Annotated in this window: 25 protein-coding genes; 12 read left to right on the forward strand and 13 right to left on the reverse strand. The window is 60.8% G+C overall.

Translation table 11 applies throughout. The annotated features are described in order from the left end of the window. From YU9_RS0131520 to gmd, 4 genes are all read right to left on the reverse strand, one after another. The coding region (locus YU9_RS0131520) for a transposase (RefSeq protein WP_027576369.1) at positions 1–221 on the reverse strand (221 nt) is incomplete at its 3' end. Positions 222–809: 588 nt separating this feature from the next. After that, complete coding sequence (locus tag YU9_RS0131530) at positions 810–1,367, reverse strand: HAD family hydrolase (RefSeq protein WP_036018598.1); 558 nt, start codon at positions 1,365–1,367, stop codon at positions 810–812. A 1,081-nt stretch (positions 1,368–2,448) separates the two neighbouring features. Further along, a complete protein-coding gene (locus YU9_RS0131540; RefSeq protein WP_027576372.1) occupies positions 2,449–3,405 on the reverse strand; it encodes a GDP-L-fucose synthase in 957 nt (318 codons plus the stop codon). After that, on the reverse strand, positions 3,386–4,456 hold the full coding sequence (gmd, locus tag YU9_RS0131545) for a GDP-mannose 4,6-dehydratase (RefSeq protein ID WP_027576373.1): 1,071 nt from the start codon (positions 4,454–4,456) through the stop codon (positions 3,386–3,388). Before gmd ends, YU9_RS0131540 begins: the two co-directional genes overlap by 20 nt. A 211-nt stretch (positions 4,457–4,667) precedes the next feature. On the opposite strand from gmd, the gene YU9_RS50330 reads away from it, so the two are divergent. The 3 genes from YU9_RS50330 (at position 4,668) to YU9_RS43035 (ending at position 6,394) form a co-directional block, all read left to right on the forward strand. After that, positions 4,668–4,811, forward strand: coding sequence for a hypothetical protein (locus YU9_RS50330; RefSeq protein ID WP_245266598.1), 144 nt, complete (start codon positions 4,668–4,670; stop codon positions 4,809–4,811). Between the two features lie 66 nt (positions 4,812–4,877). Further along, positions 4,878–5,195, forward strand: coding sequence for an HAD hydrolase-like protein (locus YU9_RS50335; protein ID WP_245266599.1), 318 nt, complete (start codon positions 4,878–4,880; stop codon positions 5,193–5,195). Further along, positions 5,192–6,394: a glycosyltransferase family 4 protein gene (locus YU9_RS43035; protein WP_036018603.1), complete on the forward strand. Its 1,203-nt coding sequence runs from the start codon at positions 5,192–5,194 to the stop codon at positions 6,392–6,394. Before YU9_RS50335 ends, YU9_RS43035 begins: the two co-directional genes overlap by 4 nt. Here YU9_RS43035 and YU9_RS0131560 read toward each other — a convergent pair. From YU9_RS0131560 to YU9_RS0131570, 3 genes are read right to left on the reverse strand one after another with little or no spacing between them, the layout of a single operon-like run. Continuing rightward, positions 6,391–7,488, reverse strand: a complete 1,098-nt coding sequence (locus YU9_RS0131560; protein WP_027576374.1) for a DegT/DnrJ/EryC1/StrS aminotransferase family protein — start codon at positions 7,486–7,488, stop codon at positions 6,391–6,393. The genes YU9_RS43035 and YU9_RS0131560 overlap by 4 nt on opposite strands. Positions 7,489–7,500: 12 nt before the next feature. Continuing rightward, complete coding sequence (locus tag YU9_RS0131565) at positions 7,501–7,971, reverse strand: acyltransferase (RefSeq protein WP_027576375.1); 471 nt, start codon at positions 7,969–7,971, stop codon at positions 7,501–7,503. Further along, positions 7,968–9,029, reverse strand: a complete 1,062-nt coding sequence (locus tag YU9_RS0131570) for a Gfo/Idh/MocA family protein (protein WP_027576376.1) — start codon at positions 9,027–9,029, stop codon at positions 7,968–7,970. The genes YU9_RS0131565 and YU9_RS0131570 overlap by 4 nt, the downstream gene beginning before the upstream one ends. Positions 9,030–9,335: 306 nt before the next feature. Between YU9_RS0131570 and YU9_RS43040 the strand changes: the two genes are divergently transcribed. From YU9_RS43040 to YU9_RS0131605, 7 genes are all read left to right on the forward strand, one after another. Beyond that, positions 9,336–10,706 carry a hypothetical protein gene (locus YU9_RS43040; protein WP_051380580.1) on the forward strand — a complete coding sequence of 457 codons (1,371 nt, stop codon included), beginning with the start codon at positions 9,336–9,338 and terminating at the stop codon, positions 10,704–10,706. Then, positions 10,681–12,012 (forward strand): hypothetical protein, encoded by a 1,332-nt coding sequence (locus tag YU9_RS43045; RefSeq protein WP_051380581.1) that lies wholly within the window; start codon positions 10,681–10,683, stop codon positions 12,010–12,012. The genes YU9_RS43040 and YU9_RS43045 overlap by 26 nt, the downstream gene beginning before the upstream one ends. 13 nt (positions 12,013–12,025) lie before the next feature. After that, positions 12,026–13,201, forward strand: coding sequence for a glycosyltransferase (locus YU9_RS0131585; RefSeq protein WP_027576377.1), 1,176 nt, complete (start codon positions 12,026–12,028; stop codon positions 13,199–13,201). 116 nt (positions 13,202–13,317) lie between these two features. Further along, positions 13,318–13,764, forward strand: coding sequence for a hypothetical protein (locus YU9_RS0131590; protein WP_027576378.1), 447 nt, complete (start codon positions 13,318–13,320; stop codon positions 13,762–13,764). After that, positions 13,761–14,879, forward strand: a complete 1,119-nt coding sequence (locus YU9_RS0131595) for a DegT/DnrJ/EryC1/StrS aminotransferase family protein (protein ID WP_027576379.1) — start codon at positions 13,761–13,763, stop codon at positions 14,877–14,879. The genes YU9_RS0131590 and YU9_RS0131595 overlap by 4 nt, the downstream gene beginning before the upstream one ends. After that, positions 14,876–15,643 (forward strand): class I SAM-dependent methyltransferase, encoded by a 768-nt coding sequence (locus YU9_RS0131600; protein WP_027576380.1) that lies wholly within the window; start codon positions 14,876–14,878, stop codon positions 15,641–15,643. The genes YU9_RS0131595 and YU9_RS0131600 overlap by 4 nt, the downstream gene beginning before the upstream one ends. Next, the gene (locus YU9_RS0131605) at positions 15,640–16,848 is read left to right on the forward strand and encodes a glycosyltransferase family 1 protein (RefSeq protein ID WP_027576381.1); all 1,209 of its coding nucleotides are present in this window, start codon (positions 15,640–15,642) and stop codon (positions 16,846–16,848) included. The genes YU9_RS0131600 and YU9_RS0131605 overlap by 4 nt, the downstream gene beginning before the upstream one ends. A gap of 6 nt (positions 16,849–16,854) precedes the next feature. Here the strand turns inward: YU9_RS0131605 and YU9_RS0131610 are convergent, their stop codons facing one another. Continuing rightward, a complete protein-coding gene (locus YU9_RS0131610) occupies positions 16,855–18,318 on the reverse strand; it encodes a hypothetical protein (RefSeq protein WP_156952245.1) in 1,464 nt (487 codons plus the stop codon). Positions 18,319–18,721: 403 nt separating this feature from the next. On the opposite strand from YU9_RS0131610, the gene YU9_RS0131615 reads away from it, so the two are divergent. After that, complete coding sequence (locus YU9_RS0131615) at positions 18,722–19,921, forward strand: hypothetical protein (protein ID WP_156952246.1); 1,200 nt, start codon at positions 18,722–18,724, stop codon at positions 19,919–19,921. A gap of 57 nt (positions 19,922–19,978) precedes the next feature. Here YU9_RS0131615 and YU9_RS0131620 read toward each other — a convergent pair whose 3' ends face one another. The 5 genes from YU9_RS0131620 to YU9_RS0131640 all read right to left on the reverse strand — a co-directional run bounded on the left by YU9_RS0131620 (position 19,979) and on the right by YU9_RS0131640 (position 24,362). Continuing rightward, on the reverse strand, positions 19,979–20,428 hold the full coding sequence (locus YU9_RS0131620; RefSeq protein ID WP_051380582.1) for a VOC family protein: 450 nt from the start codon (positions 20,426–20,428) through the stop codon (positions 19,979–19,981). Continuing rightward, entirely contained in the window at positions 20,428–21,369 is a 942-nt protein-coding gene (locus tag YU9_RS0131625) for a bifunctional 2-polyprenyl-6-hydroxyphenol methylase/3-demethylubiquinol 3-O-methyltransferase UbiG (RefSeq protein ID WP_027576385.1), read from the reverse strand. The genes YU9_RS0131620 and YU9_RS0131625 overlap by 1 nt, the downstream gene beginning before the upstream one ends. After that, a complete protein-coding gene (locus tag YU9_RS43050) occupies positions 21,366–23,240 on the reverse strand; it encodes an HAD family hydrolase (protein WP_198028330.1) in 1,875 nt (624 codons plus the stop codon). Before YU9_RS43050 ends, YU9_RS0131625 begins: the two co-directional genes overlap by 4 nt. A gap of 59 nt (positions 23,241–23,299) precedes the next feature. Next, positions 23,300–23,536: an acyl carrier protein gene (locus YU9_RS0131635; protein WP_027576386.1), complete on the reverse strand. Its 237-nt coding sequence runs from the start codon at positions 23,534–23,536 to the stop codon at positions 23,300–23,302. A 94-nt stretch (positions 23,537–23,630) separates the two neighbouring features. After that, positions 23,631–24,362 carry an AAC(3) family N-acetyltransferase gene (locus tag YU9_RS0131640; protein WP_198028331.1) on the reverse strand — a complete coding sequence of 244 codons (732 nt, stop codon included), beginning with the start codon at positions 24,360–24,362 and terminating at the stop codon, positions 23,631–23,633. Positions 24,363–24,787: 425 nt separating this feature from the next. Here YU9_RS0131640 and YU9_RS0131650 point away from each other — a divergent pair, with 425 nt between their 5' ends. After that, entirely contained in the window at positions 24,788–25,747 is a 960-nt protein-coding gene (locus tag YU9_RS0131650) for a glycosyltransferase family 2 protein (RefSeq protein WP_051380584.1), read from the forward strand.

Genomic DNA, 25,747 nt, shown 5'->3' on the forward strand with positions numbered 1-25,747 from the left:
ACCTCACGGCGCAACCGCTCGATCTCCTGCTGCTCCGGCTTCATCTGCCCGTGGCCGGGAAAGGCCTGCACCGGATCGGAGCCGAACTCTTTCACCCATTTGCGCAGAACGTTCTCATGAACATCCAGGTCGCGCCCGGCCTGCGCCACCGACACCCCACGCTCCCTAACCAGCTTGACCGCCTCGATCTTGAACTCGCGACTGAACTTCCGTCTCTTCATCGCCCACCTCCGGCTTCATGAAACACCTAATCTCGGTGTCCATCAAACCGGCAGCAGCTCAGATATACCGTCCGATGATGTTCTCCGGCTTGTGCCCGCACTGTTGACTTCCTGCTTCGATGCCACCCCGCTTGAGATCCTCATCCGTTGTTCCGCTTAATCGTTTTAAGCCCTCACGCTGCCGCGACAGGGCGACCTTCTCATAAGGGTCGACAGAAGTCTCATTTGCTTTGGTTCAGCGCTCTCGATCACGGCCAAAATCAGACCTAGCCTCAGAGCTCGAAGACGATCCTGTCGATTCCTGGCTTGAGCCAGATTCTGAACCGCGATCTCCACACCCGCGCCTTTGAACTCCTCGCAAAAACTGCATCCAACCCGGCAAAACTGAGCCATCGGAATCGTCCCAACGAGATGGACCATGCCGATAAGCGTTGTGCCTCGATATTGCTTTCCCAGCGCTTGCTTACGGGCCGGTACTTTTCTCTGCGTTTGCACGATTGGCTTCGATTTGTCGCTTTGACGCCAACTTCCCTCCTTGATCTCGCTAGCTAGCAATCGACCGAACTTCTGATCGCGAAATCGACAGCATCAACCCTCCGTTCCCGCCCCTCCGTGATGAGACAGTGGTTGCGGAGGATCATGGGACCAAGCCGTTAATAGCGGAGCGATAAAGGTATGGAGGTTAGACCCATCAAACAGATAGGCTGCGATGCCCGCCGCCTGCGCCGCAGCAAGGTCGCTCTGCTTGTCCCCGATCATGAAGCTAGCATCGATATCTACCGAGTAGCGCTCAAGCAGAGCTCTAATCATCCCCGGCTGCGGCTTACGACAGTTGCAGAGGACGCGGTATCGCTCAATCAGTCCATCGGGATGATGTGGGCAAAACTCGAAAGCATCGATATGAGCACCAATAATAGCAAGCGCACGCGACATCCATTCGTGCAAATTGCGAACATGCCGCTCCTCGTAAAAGCCCCGCGCAATTCCTGATTGGTTCGTTACGACAAACGCAAAATACCCGGCGTCATTGACTGCTTTTACGGCCTGTTGGGCTCCTTCCACCCACCGGATCTTGTCCGGATCAAAAGCATAGCCATCGTCCTCGTTGAGGACGCCATCGCGATCAAAAAAAACTGCCGGACGCATCAAGCTCACTGGCCCACGCTAGAAGGGATGCCGCCGATCTTCCGACAATCACTGCTTCTTTTCAACATGTCGCGCGGTTGGACAGGATCGTTCTCTGCCCCGCGCGTTTTGCAACCAGTTCTTGCTGTTCATGCGCAAATTTTCTTCGTTTTGTCGCTTTGATGCTGGCCGACCTCCTCTCGTCCTCGCCCTAAGCGCGAGAGAACAAGAGCCATTCCTGCCGCTAAAGACGAGCAACAATGTTGCTGCAGAAAGGACTGGCTCAGCTAAGGCCGAGAAACTCATGCCGGAGGATGCCAAGGAAGCCACAGGGCACGGGATCAAGGCCAACGCTCCAAATCCGGCGCGGTCAGCTTCGAAGCTCAGGTGACGGAGGAGCCCCATGCATCAATCCAGTGAGCGCATCGGGGCCATCGCTACCGCCCTCGCCCGGGCCGAACTGACGAACCCCGAGAAGAGACCTTGATGAAGAGACCTTGATCGCCGTGATCCGGTCGCCCATTCCCGCGGGAGGTTACCTTCGCGACTCGGCCTCGCTCCTGGAGAAAGACCGCGCTGGCAGCTCACCAAGGAACGTAGAGGGCGACGAATAATGCCGTTGCAACTAGAACGATTAACCAGAGCAAGCTCTTGACGGACACGAAGATACCATCTGCCCTGGTCTGAAACTCCTTCGGAAACCATTGGGATTGCACTCGAAGATCCCCTTTCAACCACCCCACCGCGTTGGCCACTCGCCTTGGCCGCCTAGCCATTCCGACGATCGCGCTGGCCTCAAGAGCAAGCCTATATTGTTCCGCGACCTCCAAAAGAGCATCCCTTTCAACCTCTGTCGAGGCGGCCTGCGCTTGTTCCAAGCAGATCATCCGCAATCGTCGGAACTCCTTAAGTTGCCTCTTCATGTGCGCCTACTTCTCTGCGGATAGACCGCATGCGCGTTAGTACGACCTCTGCGCGAGCTGATGAATTCAACTCAACTGAGAGCCTGCTAGAGGTACGAAGTTAAGTCAGTTAGGTAGCGATCTTTGTTCGAACGCTCCATTTGTCGCTGAGTTCCATCTGCACCTCACCTCGATGAAAATCATAAGCCGGCGGAGTACCCCAACGACTGATAGTCCTGATAGACTTGCCTTAAGCCTTGTTCTAGCGAGATCTGGGCACGCCAGCCGAGCTCGGCCAGCCGGGTGACGTCGAGCAGCTTTCGGGGCGTGCCATCCGGCCGCGAGGTGTCAAAACTAATCTCGCCATGATAGCCCACAACCGCCCCGACGATGCGCGCGAATTCGGCGATCGTGACGTCCTCCCCGGTGCCGATGTTCACCAGCTCCGCATCGGAATAGAACTTCATCAGGTGCACGCAGGCATCGGCCATGTCGTCGACATGGAGGAACTCGCGCCGCGGCGTGCCGGTACCCCAGACCACCACCCTCTTCGCGCCTGCGAGCTTCGCCTCGTGGAAGCGACGGATCAAGGCGGCGACCACGTGGCTGTACTCGGGATGATAATTGTCGCCGGGGCCGTAGAGGTTGGTCGGCATCACGCTAATGAAGTCGCTGCCATACTGGCTGCGATAGGCCTCCGTCATCTTGATGCCGGCGATCTTGGCGATCGCATAGGGTTCGTTGGTCGGCTCCAGCGGGCCTGTCAGCACCGAATCCTCGCGCAGGGGCTGCGGCGCCAGCTTCGGATAGATGCAGGAGGAGCCGAGGAACATAAGCTTCTCTGCGTGGTTCACATGCGCCGCATGGATCACGTTCGCCGCGATCGCAATATTGTCGTAGATGAACTCGGCGCGCAGCACGTTATTGGCAACGATGCCGCCGACCTTGGCGGCGGCGAGGAATACGACCTGCGGCCGCACCCGCGCGAACCAGTCGAACACGGCGGCCTGGTTGCGGAGGTCGACTTCGCGCCGATCCACCGTGACGATCTTGACGTCCTCGCGCGCCAGCCGGCGCACCAGCGCGCTGCCGACCATGCCGCGATGGCCGGCGACGTAAACGCTCTTGCCGGTCAGGTTAAACGCTGCGCTTGCCATGGGCCGCGTCCCGTTTCGCCTCGGCGAGATCGCTCGCCAGCATCTCCTCGACGAGTTGGGCAAAGGTCCGCTTCGGCTTCCAGCCGAGCTTCTCGCGCGCCTTGCTGGCATCGCCGACGAGGAGATCGACCTCGGTTGGCCGGAAATAGGTCGGATCGATCTTCACCACGGTCTTGCCGCTCTTCGCGTCGACGCCGGTCTCATCAACGCCCTTGCCGCGCCATTCGATGCGGCGGCCGACCTGCGCGAAGGCAAGCTCGACCATCTCGCGCACTGATCGGGTCTCGCCGGTAGCGAGCACGAAATCGTCCGGCTTGTCGGCCTGGAGGATCATGTGCATGCCCTCGACATAGTCTTTCGCGTGGCCCCAGTCGCGCTTGGCCTCGAGATTGCCGAGATAGAGCGTGTCTTCCAGACCCGCCTCGATCCGGGCGACGCCGCGGGTAATTTTGCGGGTCACGAAAGTCTCGCCCCGAATCGGGCTTTCATGATTGAATAGGATGCCGTTGGATGCGAACATGCCATAGGCTTCGCGGTAGTTCACCGTGATCCAGTAGCCGTAGAGCTTGGCGACGCCGTAAGGAGAACGCGGATAGAACGGCGTCGTCTCCTTCTGCGGGATCTCCTGCACGAGGCCGTAGAGCTCGGAGGTCGAGGCCTGGTAGAACCGCGTCTCCTTCTCCATGCCGAGGATGCGGACCGCTTCCAGAAGACGGAGCACGCCAACAGCGTCGGCGTTGGCGGTGTATTCCGGGCTCTCGAAGCTGACTGCAACGTGGCTCTGGGCGGCGAGATTGTAGATCTCGGTCGGCCGGATCTGCTGCACCAGGCGGATCAAATTGGTCGAATCCGTCATGTCGCCATAGTGCATCAGGAACGGAACTTCGCCGACATGCGGGTCCTGGTAGAGATGGTCGACACGCGCGGTGTTGAACGAGGACGAGCGCCGTTTGATCCCGTGCACGACGTAGCCGAGCGACAGCAGATATTCGGCGAGATAGGCGCCGTCCTGGCCGGTCACGCCGGTGATGAGAGCGATGCGTTTGGTCATGGCTAGCCTAAAAATGGATGGGCGCACATTCAGCGCTCAGCAAGCGCATACCCGCGCGCATTCTTGGACATATCGCCACTCTCGGGTCAACCCCAGGCGTGCCCCCGTGGCGATAGATTGGACTTGGAACACAATCGTGATACTGAGCACACTTAAGCGATGGGATTGCATTGGCGGTTTACCCCCCAGGAAACGTGATTGTCGAGCCGGAATGTCCCGAGCCCCAGACAGCACAGCGATCGACCGGGTGCTGCGCCCCGCCGTTTTCTTCGATCGCGACGGCGTTGTGAACGTCGATAGCGAAAATCTGTTCGAGATCGACAAGTTCGGATCGACGGCGCGATTGAAGCAATGATGACCGCCCTTCGTGATCACCAACCTCGGGAGTGGCCAGGGGGTGTGTACTAGGAGACCAATATCCATGCCCTGCACGATTGGACTGGTGGGGCAGCTCGCGACGCATGGTGCGCGGATCGATGCGTTCGAATATGGTACGTTTCATCCGGATGGACGGGTCGAACGTTACCGACGCGCCAGCGAGCGGCGCAAGCCGCAGCCCGGCATGATCATCGACTTCCTCGGGAAGTTTCCCGTGGACGCAAGTAGGAGCTTCCTGGTGGATGACCAGCCGTCCGACATCCAGGCGGCCCGTGCGGCCGGCCTGCCGGGCCATGTCTTTCCGGGCCGGCAATCTGCGGGATTTTATCCTGCCGCTCCTGGCGAACGGATAGCCTCGTGACGACGACTCCGAGCTTCATTCTCGCGACGGAATTCTATCCACCGGACCCGAGCACGACGGCGACCTATCTCGGCGCGATCGCCGGCGCGATCGCCCTCGACATGACGACAATCGTCCTGTCGGGAACGCCCGGCTCGGCTAAGTCGGAAGCGGCTGAAGGTACACCGGCCGTCATCGAGATCGCAAACTGGAAGCCGCCCAAGCACGCGCTCAGCCGGCGCCTCATCGCCAGCACGGCGCTGGCAATGCGGATGTTCTGGGCGATCTACCGGCGGGCCCGCCGGCATGACGTCGTGATGTCGGTGACAAGCCCGTTCACCCTGCCCTATGCCATCACGCTTGCGGCAAGGCTGCGCGGCGCCAGGACCGCGCTCCTCATCTACGACCTCTATCCGGAGGCGCTCGAGGTGGCCGGGATCGCCAAGCCGACTTCGCTCATTGCGCGGGCCCTGCGCCGTGCCAATGCGTGGCTGTTCAGAGCGCTGAGCGCAATCTTCGTCATCGGCCGCGATGTGGCTCCTCTGCTGTTGCGCTACCCTGGGGTCGGCGCCGAGAAGATTCATTTCGTGCCCAACTGGACGCTGCTCCCGATCGGCTTCCGCGAGCCGGACCTCGGCAATCCCTTGCGGAATTCCGACCCGGCGCAATTCGTGGTCGGCCTGTGCGGCAATCTCGGCTTCACCCACGCGCCCCGGACCGTGTTCGAGGCCGCGCGATTGTTGCGCCAGGACGACCACATCCACTTCGTACTGTCCGGATGGGGGGTCGGCTGGGCTGAGCTGAAGTCCCTTCAGGCCTCGGAAAATCTAGAGAACGTAACCCTGCTGGATCCCGTGCCAGAGGACCAGCTCGCAGAATTCCTCGCGGCAGCCGATGCATGGATCATTCCCTATCGGCGCAATGTCGCCGGCGTCTCGATTCCGAGCCGTCTCTACAATTTTCTTGCGGTCGGACGGGCCGTCATCGTTGGAACGGACGCGAATTCCGAGGCGGGACTTGCAGTCACCGAGGAGGACATCGGCTGGGTCGTGCCCCCCGAGGATGCCGTAACGCTCGCGCAGGCGGTCTCCGAGGCTGCGGCGGATCGCGATGCGACGCTTCGGCGGGGCCGGCAGGCAGCAACCGCCGCACTGAAATACAGCGAGCAGGCCTCGACGCTGCGTTACCGGGAAATCGTGCGACAGTTGAGTGCCGATTAGAAGTTCCGAATCAGCCGAATGACTTCGTCCTGCTGCTCGCGGGTCATTTCCGCAAACATCGGCAGCGACAAGATCTTGTTCTGGTCGTCGAACGCCCTCGGGAATTGTTCGGGACTATGCGCCAGCCGCGCATAGGCGGGCAGCAGCGGCAGCGCCGTCGGGTAGTTGATCGCGGTCTGAACCCCGTTCGCCCCCAGATACGCTGCGAGCGCGTCGCGCTTCTTATGCTTGATCGTGTAGAGATGATAGACGTGGGTGCGACCGGGCGCGACGCGGGGCACCTCCACACCATCGAGCTGGTTAAGACCGGCATCATAGACAGCAGCCGCATCCTGGCGCGCCTTCGTCCAAGCCTTCAAATGCTTGAGCTTGGCGGACAGGATCGCGGCCTGCATGCCGTCCAGACGACTGTTGATGCCCTCGATCATGTGCTTGTGCTTCACCAACCCGCCGTGACGGGCCAGCATGGTCATGTGCTCGGCCAGCGCAGCGCCGTCGGTCACGACCGCGCCGGCATCGCCGAAGGCCCCCAGATTTTTGCCCGGATAGAACGAATAGGTCGCGGCCTCGCCGAAGGTCCCGACGGGCCGACCTTTATATTGCGAAAGATGCGCTTGGGCGCAGTCCTCGATGACCCAGAGGCCGTGCTTGCGCGCGATCGCCATGATCGCGTCCATGTCTGCCGGCTGGCCGTACAGATGCACCGGAATGATGCCGACAGTGCGCGGAGTGATCGCGGCTTCCACCGCCGCCGGATCGATCGTGAAAGTTTCGCCGTCGGTGTCGCAGAACACGACCTGGGCGCCCGCATGTGTGATCATCGCGGACGTCGATATCCAGGAATGCGCGGTGGTGATGACCTCGTCACCCGGCTTGACCTTGAGCGCCGCCATCGCAAGGTAGAGCGCATCGGTGCCATTCGCACAGGACACGCAGTGCTTGACGCCCGCCGCGGCCGCAAACTCCCGTTCAAAGGCATCGACATAAGGTCCACGGATGAAGGCGCTGTCGCGAATGACCGCGGCGATCGCGCCGTCGATCTCGTCCTTGATCGACTGATACTGGAGCCCGAGATTCGCATAAGGCACCGGCATGATGGTTTTTCCTTAGTTCTTTCTCTTGAAGAGGCGGGCGGGATTCCCGGCATAGACGCCGGGCCAAGCGATGTCTTTCGTGACCACCGAGCCCGCTCCGATTACGACGTCGTCGACGATGGACACCGGCATGATGGTTGCGTTCGAGCCGATCGACACTCGGTCGCCAATCGTCGTTGCCCGCCACAATTCGCGGCGCCCGCGCGCCGGCCCGCCGGTCGAAAACGTGTCGTTGATGAACATAACGCCGTGCCCTATAAAGCAATCTTCCCCGATCGAGACCAACTCGCAGATGAACGCATGTGACTGCACGCGGGTTCGCGCACCGATGACAACACCGGCCTGTATCTCGGTGAACGGTCCGATAAAGCAGTCATCCGCGATCTCGCATTCATAGAGATTGCAAGGCTCGACCATCTTTACGCGTTGACCGAACTTGACGTCGCGCACGCCGACCCGGTGAACTTGCGGCTTGCCGCTCACGAGGGCACTCCGAGCTTGCTCCGCCGCGGCTCGAAGCGAAGTGCAACTTCCTGCCCAGTCTCGATCGACTCGTACAGAGCCGAAATCAGTTCGAGGCTCTTGCGGCCTTGCAGACCGTCGACCAGCGCGGCGCGCTGATTCAACAAGCAATCGACGACGTGCTGGTAATAGGCCTGGTGGCCGAATCCATAGACGTTGGGCGGATTGACCGAGAATTTCTCGACAACGACCTGATCGCTCGGCAGCGCGTCGACAAAATTCCAGTGCCTAATCTGATTGACCGCGAAGCCCGCGATCTCGACCGTGCCCTTCTCACCCAGGATTGAGAGCGAGCCTTCGAGATCCTTTGGCCGAACCGCCGTGGTCGCTTCGATGATGCCGAGCGCGCCGTTGCGGAATTTCAGCGTCGCGACCGCGGTGTCTTCGGTCTCGATTTTCACGAGCGCGGTAGTGGCCCGGGCATGTACGCTCACCACGTCGCCGAAGAACCACTCCAGCATGTCGATGTGATGACTGGCCTGATTCGTCAGCACGCCGCCATCATAGGCCCACGTGCCACGCCATGCGTCCTGATCGTAATAGGCCTGGTCGCGGCACCAACGCACCCGCACGGTGCCGAGGATCAGCCGCCCAAATCGGCCAGCGTCCAACGCCTCACGCGTCTTCACCACTGGAACATTGAAGCGGTTCTGTTTCACGACAAACAGTTTTACGCCAGCCTCGTCGCAGGCACGGATCATGTCGTCGGCATCCTGGAGCCGAAGCGCCATCGGCTTCTCGACCACGACGTGCTTGCCCGCGCGCGCGCAGGCGATGGTGTGCTCCGGGTGCATGCCGCTCGGCGTCAGGACCGCGACGGCGTCGACGTCGGAACGCGCGAGAAATTCGTTCACATCGTCAAAAGCTGGAACTGAAAACTTCGCTGCGACGGCTTCCGCACGTGCCTTGATCTTGTCGCAGACCGCAACGAGGCGCGCGCCCTCGATTTGACCATTGCCCAACAGCTCCGAGTGACGTTTTGAGATACGTCCGCAACCGAGCAGGCCAAATCTGATCATTCAGGTCATCCTCACGATCGGCACTGCCGCACGAAAAATTCGTCCTGACCGCGCTCCGAAGTCAAAGCCTATATTCGAAAATTCCGTTATTAATCAAGCCAATAATGCTCCTCTTCTGAATTTGTCCGCCGCTGTGCAAACGAGTTCCGGAAGCCTTGGGCCGCCATCGCCGGCTAGGGGGCGCAGGTGCCAAGTGCCTAACCGCGCTTCGATAATCAGAGTGGGAACACCGGGTTGGCGCCCGACCACATATTGGCCTTGCCCTCTGTGGATACGCCGCACCTTCCATGATACGGAGCGCGCGACATGGACCAAGCCTCACCAATGAAAAGCGCCGATGTTTCAGTGCCGCCGCTGTCGGATTTCCGATCCCGGCTGACCATCCTCATCGTGTGCCATATAGCGGCTTGCTGGGTCTCCCTGATTTTCGTGGGTGAGTACTATCGGCGCCTGTTGCCCCTGGCCGAGAACAGCCTTCCTCACGCGCTGACTGCAGCAGCCATTGCAACGCCGTTTGCCCTGCTGTCCGTTCTGTTCATAAGACAGCGCTTCAGTTTTGGGTATGCACTCGGCTTTTATCTCTTTACACTCCTCCTGAGCTATCTCTGGCTAATTGAATTCTCGACGTTTCACTACGATCATCGCATAGCGGCAATATCGGCCTTTGTTTCCGGGGGCGCGTTTCTCATTCCAGCGCTGTTCCTCAATCCCCCGGCTTTTACCTCCCGATTGAGATTGACGGCCAGGCGATTTGACAAGCTGCTATGGGGCATTCTGGCGATATCGATCATTGTTCTAGCGATCGGGGCGACGTTCAACCGGCAGATCGTCAGTCCTCTCGATATCTACCAGTATCGCGAGCAGATCGCTCTTCCCAGGCCTCTGCTCTATGCCATCGGCATGGTCTGCGGAGCCCTGTTGCCGTTTGCGTATGCCAGCTTCCTTCAGATGAAGAGATACGCCTTTGCGGCGTTCTGCCTGGTGCTCCTTGGGCTATTTTATCCGATCACGCTAACGAAAGTTGCGCTGCTGGCGCCAGGATGGCTGCTGTTCCTCACGCTCCTATCGATCTGTTTCGAGTCCCGAACAGCGATCATTCTTTCGCTCCTGCTGCCGTTGTCGGCCGGCTTGCTGTTGGTGCTGGCGTATAAATTTGGCCTGCTGGCGGAGTACCCGTTCCTGGTCTATTTCGGCACGGTCAATTTTCGTATGATCGGAATGCCCGCGAGTGCCCTCGACTTTTACAACGACTTTTTCTCGACCCACGAGCTGACTCGCTTTTGCCAGATCGGCGCGATCAGGATGCTCGTATCATGCCCGTATACGGAACAGCTTTCCGTCTACATGCGGGACAGCTATCACCTGGGATACTTCAATGCGTCGCTTTTTGCGACGGAGGGTATCGCTTCGGTCGGTCCCCTGTTCGCGCCTGTCGCGGCCCTCGTATGTGGGCTTGTGATCAGCCTGGCGAACCGCGCTTCTGCCGGACTCCCCGAACGCTTCGTGCTGGTGTCGGGCGGATTGCAGCTCCATATTTTCCTGAATGTGCCTTTCACAATCGCGCTAGTAACCAATGGCGCTGCCGTCCTTTTCCTACTGTGGTACATCGCGCCGCGCGCCGTCCTGCTAAACGCCGAGCCGACATCTCCGCATGGTCACGACGATGCAACTCTCTGAGCATTTCAAGCCTTTGCAGGGGCCGGCATTCAGGCTTGTACTTCTTGCAGTTCATACGGTCGGCTGCGGCGTCTCGCTCGCCATGGTCCTGCAACTGTATGGATATCTCCGCCTCTTCACCTGGAACGCCTCTCACATTGGCCAGGCAGCGCTTCTCGCACTTCCGGTTGCCGCAGTGGCATCAACGCTGGCCTTCGCAAGGTTCAGTTTCGGCTATCTGCTCTCGTTCTACGTCTACACTACGGTTCTCGGATATGTTTGCCTCGTACCTTTTTCGCAATTGGCATACGACCACAGGCTGCCTGCCGTTTCGGCGATCATCTCCGCCGCGGCATTTATGGCCCCAACCCTCTTTCTCAGATGGCCGATCAAGCCGAGACACACGATCTCGGTGAAAACCTTTCGTCGGCTCATCGCGGCGATCGCCGCCGTAACCCTCGCCATCCTCGCGACTGGGTTTTTCTACAATTTCAAGCTGGTCGGACTTGCGGACATATATCAATTCCGCGATGAATTGAGATTTCCGGTCCTCCTTCAATATGCCATGGGAATTGCGTTGGGGGCGCTGCTCCCGTTCGCCTTTGCCTGCTGCATCGAGATGCGGGCCCGCTTCGCCGCAGTGGCAATACTGCTTGTCCTCGTCGCCCTCTATCCGGTGACGCTCACCAAGACAGCTCTGTTTGCACCAGCCTGGCTCGGCTTCCTCTGGTTCATCTCAACCCGCCTCGAACCAAGGGTTGCAGTCATCGCGTCACTACTCGGGCCGATCGCGTTCGGCATCGTCCTGGCGATACTGTCCAAGCAGGGATTGGTTCCTCAGTCGATGTACCTGAACTATTTCGGAACGATCAATTTCCGAATGATCGCGTATCCGTCGATCGCACTCGACGTCTACAACGACTTCTTCTCGCAACATGAGCTCACGCACTTCTGCCAGATCTCGGTTATCAAGCGCCTGGGCACCTGTCCTTACAGCGAGCAACTCTCTCTGGTCATTGCCAAGAGTTACCCGGTGGGCAATCTTAACGCATCTTTTCTCGCAACCGAAGGGATCGCTTCAGTCGGCAGCATTCTGGCACCGGGAAGCGCGCTTCTCGTCGGACTCTTTCTTTCGATTGGAAATCACCTCTCCGAGGGCCTTACGCCGCGCTTCATCATCCTGTCGAGCGGGATGGTGACGCAGGGCTTCCTCAATGTGCCGCTTTCCGTCCTGATGGTAACGAACGGCGCCGCCATTCTGTTTCTGCTTTGGTATATCGTGCCGCGACACGCGTTCGCGGATCCGCAGCACCAATCACCGCCGTGAGGGTTTGAGTTCGATGCGCACGCTCGTGCTGAACGCCGATTACCCGAGATTCCTGGCGTGGTTATATCGTCGGCATCCCGGTCTTGATACGGCCGGCTACGCCGAACAAATGGCCGCGCGAAACGCAAGCCTGTTCGGCGTCGCGGATTTCTATTCGCGCAATTTCACGGCATTGGGCCACCAGGCCGCCGACATCCACGTCAATAATCTGTCGCTGCAATCGGCCTGGGCGCGCGAGCACGGCATGACGCTCGACACGGACGCCAGTCTCGGCGCGAGCAGGAAACAGCAGCTGCCCGGCTGGCTCCAACGCACCATCGCGCCGCTGAAACCGGCGCTACGGCCATTAGCTCGCCGGCTGGGATTGAGCCCGCGTTTAAGCGAGCAGGCCGAGCGCGTCCTGCTCGCCCAGATCGAGGATTTCAAGCCGGATCTCGTCCTCAACCAGGACGTCTTCTATGTCAGCACCGGACTGGTGCGACGGATGAGGGATCTGGGCGTGCGCGTCGTGATCGGCCAGGTTGGCATCGAGCCGACAAAGGGAGAGGACTGGAGTGCCTACGACCTGATGCTCTCGCAACTGCCCCGGGTCGTCGGGGCATTTCGTGCCGCCCGCGTTCGTGCCGAGGTCTGTCATCTTGCATTCGAGCCAGCCGTCCTGGATGCGCTGTCTGCGCCGCCCACTCCCGACATCGACGTCTCGTTCGTGGGTTCGGTATCGGAAGATCACCGGGACCGGATCGCGCTTCTGGAATTCGTCGCTGAGCGCCACGACCTCAAGCTATGGGGCAACATTCCGAGTTCGCTCCCCTCGACGTCTCCGCTTCGCCGATGCTTCCAGGGCGAGGTATGGGGCTCCGAAATGTACGATGTCCTGCGGCGATCGCGGATCAGCCTGAATTCCCACATCGACGTTGCCGGCGATGAAGCCGGTAACATGCGCCTGTTCGAAGCCACCGGCGTCGGCTCTTTTCTGCTGACGGACTTCAAGCGCAATCTGCACACCCTGTTCGAGGCGGATCGGGATATTGCGATCTGGCGGTCGCGCGAGGATTGCTCCGCGGCAATCGAGCGCTATCTCGACGACAATGACCGGCGTGTGGAGATCGCCGCAAACGGGCAGAAGCAGACGCTGGCGAAGCACACCTTTCGCGCACGCGTCGAGGAGATTCTCCGCTGCATTCAGTAGACGCGGTAAAATCCGAAAAGCCTGGCGTTACCCTTGACGATTTCGGGGAAAATAGCCAAAGTCGGCCGCAAGAACGCTAACGCGTTATACCATAATCGTATTCTGGAAAACGGCAGATGGAACACGTCGAACACGTCCGATTCGGCGACCAGCTCTATGCAATCATCGTGCGCGCTTCGTTTCGCGAGGCGGGCATTCACTTCTTTTCGACGCCGGAACTGTCGCAACAGCTCGCTTTCATGAGCCACCCTGAGGGTAAGAGCATCGCGCCGCATCGCCACAATAAGGTGACGCGCGAAGTGCACTACACCCAGGAGGTCCTGCTGATCCAGAAAGGAAAGCTCCAGGTCGACTTCTACACCGAGAGCGAGGACTATCTTGAGAGCCGCTTGCTGGGTGCCGGCGACATCATTCTGCTTTGCAGCGGCGCACATGGTTTTCACGTGCTCGAGCCGGTCGAGATGTTCGAGGTCAAGCAGGGCCCCTATTCCGGTGAGAACGACAAGACCAGGTTCGACGAAGTCGAGGCGTCGCAAATTCGCATCAAGGGCCCGGGCGTGTGACCGATTTCATCCCCGTCAATACGCCGCTGCTGGACGGCAACGAAGCCGAGTATCTGGCTGAATGCGTTCGTACCGGCTGGATCTCGTCGGAAGGCCCGTTCATCAAGCGCTTCGAGCAGGAGATGGCTCGCATCGCAGGTCGCCGCCACGGCGTTGCCGTGACCAACGGCTCTGTCGCGCTCGACATCGCAGTCCATGCCCTCGGGCTCGAACCCGGCGATGAAGTCATCATCCCGACCTTCACGATCATCAGTTGCGCCGCTGCGGTGGTCCGCGCCGGCCTCGTCCCTGTCGGGGTGGACTGCGATCCGTCGACCTGGAACATGACCGTCGAAGGGGTGGAAGCTGCACTCACGCCGCGCACCCGCGCGATCATGCTGGTCCACATCTACGGCCTGCCGGTCGATCTCGAACCGATCCTGACGCTCGCCCGCAAGCACAACCTGAAGGTCATCGAGGATGCCGCCGAGATGCACGGCCAGACCTATCGCGGCGCGCCTTGCGGCAGCTTCGGCGATGTCTCGACCTTCAGCTTTTATCCGAACAAGCACGTCACGACCGGTGAGGGCGGCATGATCCTCACCGACGACGACGCGCTGGCTGACAGGCTGCAAAGCCTGCGCAACCTCTGCTTCCAGCCGCAGCAGCGCTTCATTCACGAAGAGCTCGGCTGGAACGCGCGCATGACCAACCTGCAAGCCGCGCTCGGCGTCGCGCAGATCGAACAGCTGCCGCGCACGGTCGAACTCAAGCGCAGGCTCGGCAGGCTGTATGACGGGCATCTCGAGGGCGTGTCCGGTATCCGCCGTCCCGTGGCCCGCACCAACTATGCCGACAACATCTACTGGGTCTACGCCATCGTCCTTGACGACGACGTTCCGTTCGACGCCAAGGAAGCGATGCGGCGTCTGGGCGAGAAGGGCATCGGCACGCGACCATTCTTCTGGTGCATGCACGAGCAGCCGGTGCTGCGCCGGATGGGCTTCATGCTCGACGAGTCGCACCCGGTCGCCGAACGCATCGCCCGCCGCGGGTTCTATCTGCCGAGCGGGCTGGCGTTGACTGAAGAGGAGATCGCCCGGTCAGCGGACGCGCTGAAGGAGATTTTGGCGTGACCGTGTTTGCGGACTATGCCCCCTGGTACGATCTTCTGTACCAAGACAAGGATTACGCATCCGAAGTGGATTTCGTCGAACGGCGCCTGCGCGATCACGCTGCGACATCAGGCAAGCTTCTCGATCTTGGCTGCGGCACGGGCCTGCATGCGATCGAATTTGCCCGGCGCGGCTGGAACGTTGCCGGTGTCGATCTCAGCGAGGAAATGGTCGCCAGGGCAAAGACCCGTGCGGCCGAGGCCGGGTTGCCCGTTCACTTCCGTCAGGGCGACGCCTGCGAGATTGGCCCGGAGCGCGACTGCGATGCGGTCGTGTCGCTGTTTCACGTGGCGAGCTACCAGCGCGATCTCGCAAGACTCGAGGCGCTGTTCAGAACCGCCCACGCGGCGCTCAAGCCGGGTGGGATCTTTCTCTTCGACTACTGGTATGGCGGCGCCGTCCTGGCGCAAGGTGTCGAGACCCGTGTCAAGGTGATCGAGCGCAAGCCGCTGCGGCTGACCCGCATTGCGCAATCGGACCACGATGAGGCTGACGCGACAGTCTTCGTGAACTACACCTTGTTCTGCGAGGACACCGACCGCTCGATCATCCGCCGCGTCGACGAGACGCACCGCATGCGCTACTGGTTTCCGTTCGAGATCGAAGCGTCCCTCAGGGCCAGCGGATTTGAGCCCGATGGCAACTACGCCTGGCTCACCGAAGGCACGCCGAACTCCAAGACCTGGGCCGCCTATTCGGTCGCCAGAAAGAGACTGTCGCCGTGAGGCCGTTGCGACTGGCGGTGATGCTGGAGCAGGCCCTCGAGGTCGGCGGCGGGTTTCAGCAGCCCCTGAACGACGTCCTCTGGCTTCGCGACTGGGCTGCCAAGTCCAACAATGAGATTGTCGTCTACTCGCCCTATCCGAAAACCCAGCAAATCCTGAAGGAGTTCGGTATCGAGGCGCGCCTGCTGAAATTCGGCATGCTCGATTACGCCTTCCTCTTCCTCAAATATTGCAAGCCGTTTGACCTCGTGCAGATCGGGCTGGAGCTGAAGTCGCCGTTCGAGCGCGCTCTGATCCGTGACGGCATCGACGTCGTGCACTTCACCTCGACATCGAAACGGCATTTACTGCTTTATCAACTTCCCTTCATCATCACGATCTTCGACGGCTGCCACCGCGACGCGCCGGAATTCCCGGAAGTGCGCGCTTTCGGAGAGTTCGAGCGGCGCGAAATCCTGTTCGGCCTCGGCAGCATGAAGGCGGTGCTGGTGCTGGTCAACGCACCGGAACTGGTCGAGGATCTCTCGCGGCGCTATGCCGTCGAGAGATCGCGCATGGTCTCGATCCCGTTCTCCCCGTCGGTCTATGTCTCATCGGCCGACGGCACCGACAGCGGTGACGACGCCGTGCTGAAGAAGTATCGGCTCGAACGCGACTATCTGTTCTACCCGGCTCAGTTCTGGCCCCACAAGAACCACCCCACGCTGCTGGCGGCTCTTGCGAGGCTCCGCGAGCAAGGCCGGACTGAGCGGCTGGTGCTGTGCGGATCGGATCGCGGCGGCCGCGAGAAGATCGACGCGGCGATCGCCGCCTACGGGCTTGCCGGCCAGGTCACGATCCTGGGCTTTGTGGAGTCCTCGGAGCTTGCCGCCCTTTATCGGGGCGCGGCGGCCCTCGTCATGCCGAGCTATTTCGGCCCGACCAACCTGCCCCCGCTCGAGGCCTGGGCCGTCGGAACGCCCGTGATCTATCCCGAGGCGTTCAAGGCACAGGCCGGCGATGCCGCGATCCTGTTCGACTATGACGATCCGGCTTCGCTGGCGAACGCGATCACCAGCTTGCGGACCGAAGGAACTTCCTTGCGGCTGCGCGAGGCGGGTGAGCGGCGGCTGCAGCAGCTCGTCAGCGAAACCGAGCTCGGTCGACAGCATTTCGCGCAGCAGATGGAGCGGCTGAAGCACCGCCTTGCGCTGATGCCCCGCTGAGGGGCGTCAATGCGGAATGCTCGCGATGAGCTTGTTCCGGATGCCGCTTCTTGCCAACGGAGAGCAGATCAACGCCATGCCGGCGAGCCATACGGTGCATTGCAGGACCAGACCGATAAATCCGGTTGCGGGCACCACATAGCGCGCAAGCATCCCCATCCCCAATCCCGCAGCGACGACCGCCAACATCATTCCGAACAGAAGCACTGCATGTCGAAGCGGATGCTGCAGCGTCTGGACCAGCAAAAGCGAGAACAGGACCCCGAGCTGACCCACCGTATCGCCAGACGTAAGGCTGATCGCGGCCCCGAGCGGACCAAGCGCCGGAATCAGGAATACCGCGAGGGCAAAGAAGATCGCAATCTGCAGCGACTTGGTCCAAAGCAGCAGCGTGCCTCTGTCGCTGTAGCTCGCGTAGCTCATGGCGAACGTTGCCGGCGTGACGAGACACGTGCCGCCGATCAGCACGATGGCCAGCGTCGTGTCATATGGAATGGCGCCTGCGGTCCAGAGCTCGAAGAATTCGTGCCAGAACGACAGCAGGCCACCCGTGATCAAGCTGACCGTGAAGGACACGATGAACAGCCCTCTCGCATAAAGGGCCCGCAGGCTGTCCCGCGCTCCCACTGCATGGTCGTGACCGAGCTCCGCCGCGATCGGCAGCGAGAACTGGTAGCAAAGTCCACGCAGGAAATTCGCAACGGTTCTGGTGAGGACCCATTGGGCGATCGCGGCCCGATCGCTCACGAGGGCTCCAACGAGCAGCACGGAAAGATACGACATTCCGACTTCGGCGAAATTCATGACGCCGAACGGAAATGCTCCGGCGAATTGAGCCCTCGCCCACCTCCAGGAGACACGCCGCGGCAGGCCGCTGAGAAACGGAAATTGCCGTCTCAGATCGGAGAAGAGGATGAACGCGGAGACGCCGACCTGTCCGGCAACGAACGCCAATGCCAGGACCAACAGGTTGCCCGTCAGCAACACCGCAATCACCTGCGCGAGCTGGCCTAGCCCCGTGCCCCACGCTTGCACGGCAACGACGCGACCGTACAGACCACGGGCGCGAAACAGCGAACTGGCAAGGTTCACCGGCAACGTCGTCGCAAGGCCGAGCGTCACGATGGCGAAGGTCAGGTCGAATCCGGGCTCGTTGCGAAACCCGAGGACAGCGGCGGGATTCACCAGCATCAGCAGGATGCCGATGATGGCGATCAGGCCCGCGACGACACCGATGAAAAGCAGCAGGACGCCGGCGAAGTAGCGGCGGGTGCGACGATCGGCATCTGCTCGCGACTTGAACGACAGAAAGCGGTTCAGGCTCCACGCGTGGAGGCCGGGATCGGCAGCCTGAACCAGGCTACCGGCGGCAAAAATGGTGAGCCACGCCGAGAGCGTTTCATGCCCCAAATATCGCAGAAAGAACGGAATGAGAACGATCTGCTGCGTGAGCGCAAGCAGAACGATCATCGAATTCGCCGACCATCCGCCCAGGATGCGGCGAACGCGGCTCGGACTTGATTCCGTCACGGTGTGCACGAGCAAGGCAGTTCGATCTGCTGGATCTGGCACATCTGGCCAATCACCGTCCCGCTCCGAATATGCCGCTGTCCCATTGCCGGGTAAGCCTTAGTATTCCGCTGGTCCGCACACAAGCGATGAGATGCCGGTTCCTGCTTGGACGAACGTTGCGGAATTGAGTAGTGACATCCGGACCATTCGGATGCCAGAGGGCTGAACGTTGTCGAAGATCGTTGCGCGAGCGGGCCACCGGGACATCACGCCGCGCGACCGCGCGGTCCGGCTTGCGGGCTATCCGTCCAGGACCGCCCCCAACGCCGACATTCTCGACCCCATCGAAGTCGAAGCCGTTTTGTTCGAGGGCCGCGGCCGCCGAATCCTTCTCCTGTCCTTCGATCTTCTGCAGGTCGGCTCGGAGCTACAGGATCTTGTCGTCGGCAACCTGGAGAAGCGGGGCTTCGGTCGCAACGAAATCGTCCTGCAGGCCACCCACACGCACGGGGCTCCGGCGACCGACAAGGCCTGCGCAGCGCTCGGCGTTCCGGACGAGCGATATGTGGCCGAGCTTGGCGATGCCGTCGACGATCTTGTCAGAGAAGTCCAGGAGCAGGATCCAACGGAAGTTGTCTTCGAGATATTCGAAGGCCAGCTCCGGCACTCGATCAATCGTCGGCGCTACTGGCCGTTTCCGACGATCGGCAGGATGCACGGTTTCAACCTGACCAGTATCGCCTTCTCGCCAAACCCGAAGGGTCCGAAGAACGAACTGGCGACGGTTCTGCTCCTGCGCGACGTCCGCAGCGATCAGCCCATTGCGCTGCTCTGGCACTACACCTGCCACCCGACCGCCGCCATTCCGACCAATGCAATTAGCGCCGATTTTCCAGGCAAGGTCCGCGAACGGCTTCGCCGGCGGTACGGTCCGATTCCGTGTGTGTTCCTGACCGGCTTCTGCGGCAACATCAGGCCGCATATCGTGCCGGCACCGCGGCCCGTCCCTCTTCGCGAACGCTTGCAGCGGCTGGTACGAATTGTGTTCTTCGGCAATCTCTTTCCGTCCCTGTCTGCGGGGGACTGGCAGCGCTGGAGCGACAGCCTCGCGAGCGAACTGGACGCGATCACACAGCAGCCTGCAGCGAAAAACTTCAGCCCGCAGGAGCTGCGCATCGGTTCGACGAGCGTCCCGTTGAGCAGCTTCTTTCACGGCACAGCGCCGCAAAAGCCCCTGTGCGTGCAGGTTCTCGGCTTCGATGATGCGCTCGAGATCGTCGCCATCTCGGCAGAACCGTCGGTCGAATGGGAAAGCGAGATCGGGCAAGCCGTGCCCAAGCCGCCAGGATGCATCCGCCTTCACGCCGGATATCTGGGATCGCTCTGCGGATATCTCCCGACGAAAGCACAGGTTCCCGAAGGCGGATATGAGGTCGAGGGCTTTCAATCCCTGTTTGGATTTGCCGGCCATTTCGATGCCGGCCAGGTCGGCCCCGCGGTATTGTCCTGCGTGAAGCGCGCATTCGAGGCGGCCCGCAACGGACTTCGCCGCGCCGAATAGCCGAGGGTCATAGTTGTTGGCGTAGCGCCGGCACGCGCGCGGGTGGACGACGCGCCCTTAGACAGGGACAAATTCGCGCGAGGCGCCTTCGCTCTCGATCAGCTCGACGACGACGAATTCCCTGGTGAGAAAGAACTGCACCGGCGCGCCGTCGAAGGCGACCGCCGGCTTCGCCGCTCCCGTCGGCGTGGCGCCGCGCGCGCGGAAATATTCCGCGGCCTCTGCCAAATTCCCGACCCGATAGGCGACCTGATTGATCACGCCCCTGCCGGACGCCGCGATCTTTGCAACCGGAGAATTGTCCCCGAGCGGCGCGATGAGTTCAAACATCACCCCGCCTGCATCGCGCAGAAACTGGACCGAGACGCCAAGCACCTGATCGTCATAGACCCGCGTGGCCGAAGCGATCGGCAGCAGAGCGCAGACATTGGCGAGGCCGGACTTCAGGTCCCGCACGACCAGGCCGACATGGTCGAAGATCAGCTCGGGGCGCGCGGGAGACGACATCAATTCGGTCTTGCGATGATGCAGGCGGAAATCGTGAGCTTGTGCTTCCGCGCCTGCTCCATCGTGTGGTTCGTCATCGGGAAGAATTCCGCCCGTTCGATCTCGAAGCCGGCCGCACGGACCGCCTCAACCGCCTCTTCCGGCGAGCGCAGCAGATAGAGATGATCCGGCGCAGGGCTGTTGATCGGGACGTTCACGAACAGCCGGCCGGTCGGCTTGAGCAGCGACCGCAACTTGACCAGGGCCCCCTTCGGATCCTCCAGATGCTCGAGAACCTCCGAGAAGGTGAGGCAATCGAACTTCGCGCTGTCGTCCGGGACGGCATACAAATCCTGCAGAACAAGCTCGGGCTTCTTGCCCGACATGCCCATGACCGTTAGCGCATCCCAGGTTTGGCCGATGCTTGCCTTGCTGACGTCCCAGCCTTTCACGCTGCCCGATCTCTCGTCCTTGAGAGCCTGATAGATCAGCAATCCGTGCCCCGGACCGATTTCCAGATAGTCGTAACCGGCGGGCGCCTGCTTCAGGAACACGTTGCGATAGAACTGATAGCAGGCCGTGTGGTTCGACCAGTAGATCTGAGTCAGCAGCAGGCCATCCATGTAGTGGCCCATATATTCGGTATTGCTGTAGACGAGACGATTGGCCTCCTCGAAAGTCTGGAGCCTGTATCGCCCTTTCCGCCGGAAGAAGATCTCTTCCTCGCGCACGATCTTGCAGATGAAATCGTAGCCGTCGCAAATTTCGCCCAGGCGCGGACCGGCGATCTGGCGAATCTGGCTGGCGAGCTCCTCGAGCGTCGCGAAGTCCTCGGCGGAAGCGTGCGAGAACCGCGTCTCGAGATAGCTACGATGTGCCGGCGTCCGTTCATACTGGGTGCGCATCAGCGCAGCGAGCTGCGGAAAACGCTGTTCATCGATCAGGCTTGCTGCCGTACTCAAAGTCTGTCTCCCCCATGCGCGCCAACGGCATCGCGAATGCGGATGGGCGGCTTCTTGTCCTGATAGGCGTACACGGCGAGCTCCCAGGTGGTCTCGCCGCCGGGACGCTCACCGGTCAATTCGAATCCCAGATTGCGATAGTGATCCGCGACCATCATGTTCTTCTTGGTCGGGATGTAGATGCCGCGCACGAACCCCTTGCCCAGATCCCGGGCACGAGCAACGAGCAAATCCAACGTCGCCTCGGGAACGCCGCGTCCAAGGACGCGGCACGACATCAGCCATGTGTCGATTTCGATCGCATCCGCGCCGATGTCGGCGATGACGACGCCAATCATGCCGTTATCGCCAAAGGTGTCGCTGAGGCGCATCTGCATGGTGATGCGGCGCGGGTCAGCCTCGGCCGACGCCACGTCAGCTTCGGAATAGCGTCTGGTCGTCAAATTGAACTGGTTGGACTTCGAGATCAATTGCGCGATCCGCTTGCGCCCGATCGCATCGAACGGATTGACCTGCAATTCCATATCGAGCGATTGGAGATAATCCTCCTGCCGCGCGAACGACTTCAGTTGCGCCGAGCGCCGCGCATCGGCCCGATAATAGGCGGCCCGGTCACGATCCTCTGCCGTGAATCCCGTTGCCTCGAAGTAGCAGGCCGATTGGAAGACCGGGATCCACTCCGTCACATCCTTGGGGAGTTCAGGCACGGCGACCTGGGGCAGCGCAAAGCGGATCTGCGCGCGCTCCGCCGGATTGTCGTCCAGAAAGACGAAACTATCCAGACCAAGGCTGAGGATCTCCGACAGCGCCTGTAGATTAGCCGCCTTGTCGGTCCAGTTGATCTGGAAGACGGCGATGTCCTCTTCGACCAGAATCATTTCGGGGTGCGTGCGAAACGCATCCAGGGCAACGCTCTCCTCGTTCTTGGAGGAGACGCAGAGCACGATGCCGCGGTCGCGCAATTCCTTCGCCATGGCCTGGAGCGCGCAGTGAGCCTCTCCGACCGGGCTTCCGGAGCCGAGCAGTAAGTTCTCCTTGCCGTCGTCGCCGACGATCCCGCCCCACATGGTGTTGTCGAGATCGAGCACGAGAACCCGGCGCGACTTGCCAAACTTCAGCGCGACCAGCCTGACAACATGCTCCGCATAGAGCGGTGCATTCTCCGGTGCAAACGGATACTTGGCCAAAGCCCAGTGCCGCGCGGAGAACCAATTGTCCTGGCCAATTCTCTCGGACAGCATCGCAACGTCCAGCAGCAGGTCACCGCTGGATTTCACGAATTCGGACAGTCCCGCATTGACCCGGCCGACAAGGTCGGCGTGCGAGCCCGGTGTCAACCGGTCGACATGCAGCCTGACGTGCGCGGAATCCGGCGTCAAAGTTTGAAAGATGACGGGCTTCTTGAGCGATGAACCGATGCTCTCGCGGATGGCGCGCAGACGCTCCAGCGCCCGGTCGGCGATTGCCGCCGCAGCTTCGAGATTCCCAGGCGCGGGCCGCAGACCGAAGGCATGTACATCCATCGCAAGAACGACGATATCGGGGCCGAAAGCGGCGATGCCATCGCGATCGCGCTCGAGCAAGACCTCGGGATCTTCGTACTCCGAGATCATGACATCGACACGCAAGCCATGCCGGAGTCCGGTGCCGATCAGCGTCTCCTTGAGGTGCCGCGCGGTCGAATTCGAGAGCAGCAGCACGCGAACCGCCTGCAGGCCGGTGTGCGCGTCTTGAATTCTGGAGAGGCCGGTCGCGAGGCGCCTGAGGCCGCCCGCGTCCCAGTCAAATTGCGCCAGGCGAACCAAATCGGCGACATTGCTGCCGCCAAGAGTGCGGCTGAGTTCGATGTCACTTGCCGTGGGTTGGGGCAACCACCTCATCATCGGCTTGATCACGACAGCTCACTCGTATTGGGAAGAACCGGGCAGTTTCACGTGGCGATCATCGAGATCAAATCGCTCACCGAACGAATGCTCTCGATCTGCGCAGCTTCGAACTCGCGATCGAATTCCCTTTCGACCGCAGCAACGATGCGAATGGTCGCCAGGCTATCCCACCCATCCACGTCGTCAGGGGTGGACTGCGGCGAAATCTGCAAATTCGGGAGATCGAGTTCCTCCCGGAAAATTGCCTGCAATCGGCCAATGACGTCTGCCTGCTTATCCACTGATCGGGCCCTTCGAGGTTGAGAAATGCCTTCATATACTCCGGCCTGCATCGCTTCAACCGAAGTTTTCCCCTTTGATTTCAACGCAATAGCATCAGGCCAGAAAGCGTCTGTGCCACGGCATCCGGTACATGCTGATACCACGCCGACCGAGGGAAACACCCGTCATGATCGCGTCGCGCGCCGAAATTGACCACATCCATAAGTTCGACAGGCGAAACTCGATGTAGCTGTCACGGGGATAGTGCCGACCGAGCCACGCCGCGTCGAAGGCACCGTTCCGGTTCAGATAGGTGTGCGTCCCCTCGTCCCCGTCGCGGTTCCGCCATTGATAAGTGGTCGAGCCGTCAAAAATCGCCGCGAAATCCGGATTCTCGTGGCGAAGGATGCTTTCGACGGCGTGCAGTGGCGTCAACGTTGCCAGAAACCTTCCGACTCCCAGTCCGACGCAGATCGCATCGAGCTCCATCAGCCGTTGATAGGGGGAATCGGGATCCCACGACGTTTCCGTGGTCTGGTGGTCCTTCACGAGAAATTCCGCCTTCGGCCCCAATGCGATCACCGAGGACGAATTGTGAATGCTGCGTTTGACGCCGCGATAGCGCCTGAACGTCTCGGCGATCAGGCCTGTGGACACCGGCTCTCGGTGGATTTCCAGAACCTTCCGATCGTCGACCACAAGGGGAATCGCGGACATGACCAGCGTGCCCTCGGAGCCGATCAGGTCGAGAAGCAAATCGATCACCGACGACGGCTTGCCCGGGAAATTGTAGAATTCATTCCAGGACGACTGAACCCAGACCGTGGCCCCGGCCTTGATGCCCAACCTCTCGAAGGCCGAGCGCAGCTCGGGAACCGAGATCGGCTTCTTGAAGAATCTCTTTTCGAGGGCAAGCCGGCGCAGCCGGACATAAGACCGCAGGTCCTCGCGGCCCAGGGCTCGCCGGAGCGTAGAAATTACGAATTGTCGAACTGGGGCTGACATCTCTGGCGGTAGCAATTTGGGGCTTTGGTGGAGATCCTGAGCTATCAGCCGGCCCCGGCGATGTCGACAAAATCCTGATATTTCGGATCGCCACCATCAACAGCGGCTTCCGAACTCATCGGCAACATCAGGGTAGGGCCGTGCCGGTTTGATTCGCACTTCGCATTGCGGTAGCAAACTGGCACGCGGCATCCACATCCGTTAAAGACTCCCGTCTGCCATCCGGGACACCTGCTATAGCCCGTCATTCATTGAGGAAGACGATTGTGAAGACAATCAGCGTTATTACGCCCTGCTACAATGAAGAGCTGAACGTGCGGGATTGCTACGAGGCAATCCGGCAGATCTTCGACAACGACCTCAAAGGCTATCAGCGCGAACACATCTTCTGCGACAACGCCTCCGACGATCGCACCGTCGAAATCCTGCGCGAGATCGCCGCACGGGATTCCTCGGTGAAGGTCATCGTCAATGCACGCAACTTCGGACCGCTGCGCAATACCTTTAACGGGGTGATGGCGAGCACGGGCGATGCCGTTCTCCTGTTCATGCCGGCGGATCTTCAGGACCCGCCCGAGCTGCTCCCGCAATTCGTCAAGCTGTGGGAAGCCGGCAACGAGATCGTCTACGGCATCCGCGCCGTCCGGGAAGAAGGCCGCCTGATGCGCGGGCTCCGAGACGCCTACTACCGCGTGCTGACCCGATTCTCCGAACTCAAGGTGCCGCCCGGCGTCGGCGATTTTCAGCTCGTCGACAGGCGCGTCGTCGAGGCGATGCGGCACGTTCGCGACGCCTATCCGTTCATGCGCATGATGACATTCGAGTGCGGCGGCCGCATGGTCGGCGTGCCCTACACCTGGCGGGAGCGCAAGAAGGGCTTTTCGAAGAACCGCGCCAGCGCGCTGATCGATCAGGGGCTCAACGGGCTGGTGTCCTTCACCACGGCACCGGTACGCTTCGGCCTGTTCGCGGGCTTCCTGATCTCGGCCGTGAGCATCGCCTACGCGATCGTCAACTTCATCATCGGTCTTGTGCTCTATCAGAAGCTGGCCGAGCCGGGCATCCTCACCCTGATCGTCGCCATGTTCTTCTTCGGCGGTGTGCAGCTGTTCTTCATGGGCATGATCGGCGAATACGTGCTCGCGATCTATGGTCAAGTGCGCGAAAAGCCCGTGGTGTTCGAGCGCGAGCGCGTCAATTTCGGCCCGCCGCCGCCAGGAACGTGA

Origin of the sequence: Bradyrhizobium sp. WSM1743, from assembly GCF_000473065.1 — a bacterium.
Taxonomy (GTDB): Bacteria; Pseudomonadota; Alphaproteobacteria; order Rhizobiales; family Xanthobacteraceae; genus Bradyrhizobium.

Coding starts and splice junctions, on each gene's coding strand:
- YU9_RS0131530 (WP_036018598.1), bottom strand. CDS start 1,367: ATGCGTCCGGCAGTTTTTTTTGATCGCGATGGCGTCCTCAACGAGGAC.
- YU9_RS0131540 (WP_027576372.1), bottom strand. CDS start 3,405: ATGGCAAGCGCAGCGTTTAACCTGACCGGCAAGAGCGTTTACGTCGCC.
- gmd (WP_027576373.1), bottom strand. CDS start 4,456: ATGACCAAACGCATCGCTCTCATCACCGGCGTGACCGGCCAGGACGGC.
- YU9_RS50330 (WP_245266598.1), top strand. CDS start 4,668: ATGTCCCGAGCCCCAGACAGCACAGCGATCGACCGGGTGCTGCGCCCC.
- YU9_RS50335 (WP_245266599.1), top strand. CDS start 4,878: ATGCCCTGCACGATTGGACTGGTGGGGCAGCTCGCGACGCATGGTGCG.
- YU9_RS0131560 (WP_027576374.1), bottom strand. CDS start 7,488: ATGCCGGTGCCTTATGCGAATCTCGGGCTCCAGTATCAGTCGATCAAG.
- YU9_RS0131570 (WP_027576376.1), bottom strand. CDS start 9,029: ATGATCAGATTTGGCCTGCTCGGTTGCGGACGTATCTCAAAACGTCAC.
- YU9_RS43040 (WP_051380580.1), top strand. CDS start 9,336: ATGGACCAAGCCTCACCAATGAAAAGCGCCGATGTTTCAGTGCCGCCG.
- YU9_RS43045 (WP_051380581.1), top strand. CDS start 10,681: ATGGTCACGACGATGCAACTCTCTGAGCATTTCAAGCCTTTGCAGGGG.
- YU9_RS0131585 (WP_027576377.1), top strand. CDS start 12,026: ATGCGCACGCTCGTGCTGAACGCCGATTACCCGAGATTCCTGGCGTGG.
- YU9_RS0131590 (WP_027576378.1), top strand. CDS start 13,318: ATGGAACACGTCGAACACGTCCGATTCGGCGACCAGCTCTATGCAATC.
- YU9_RS0131610 (WP_156952245.1), bottom strand. CDS start 18,318: ATGATCGTTCTGCTTGCGCTCACGCAGCAGATCGTTCTCATTCCGTTC.
- YU9_RS0131620 (WP_051380582.1), bottom strand. CDS start 20,428: ATGTCGTCTCCCGCGCGCCCCGAGCTGATCTTCGACCATGTCGGCCTG.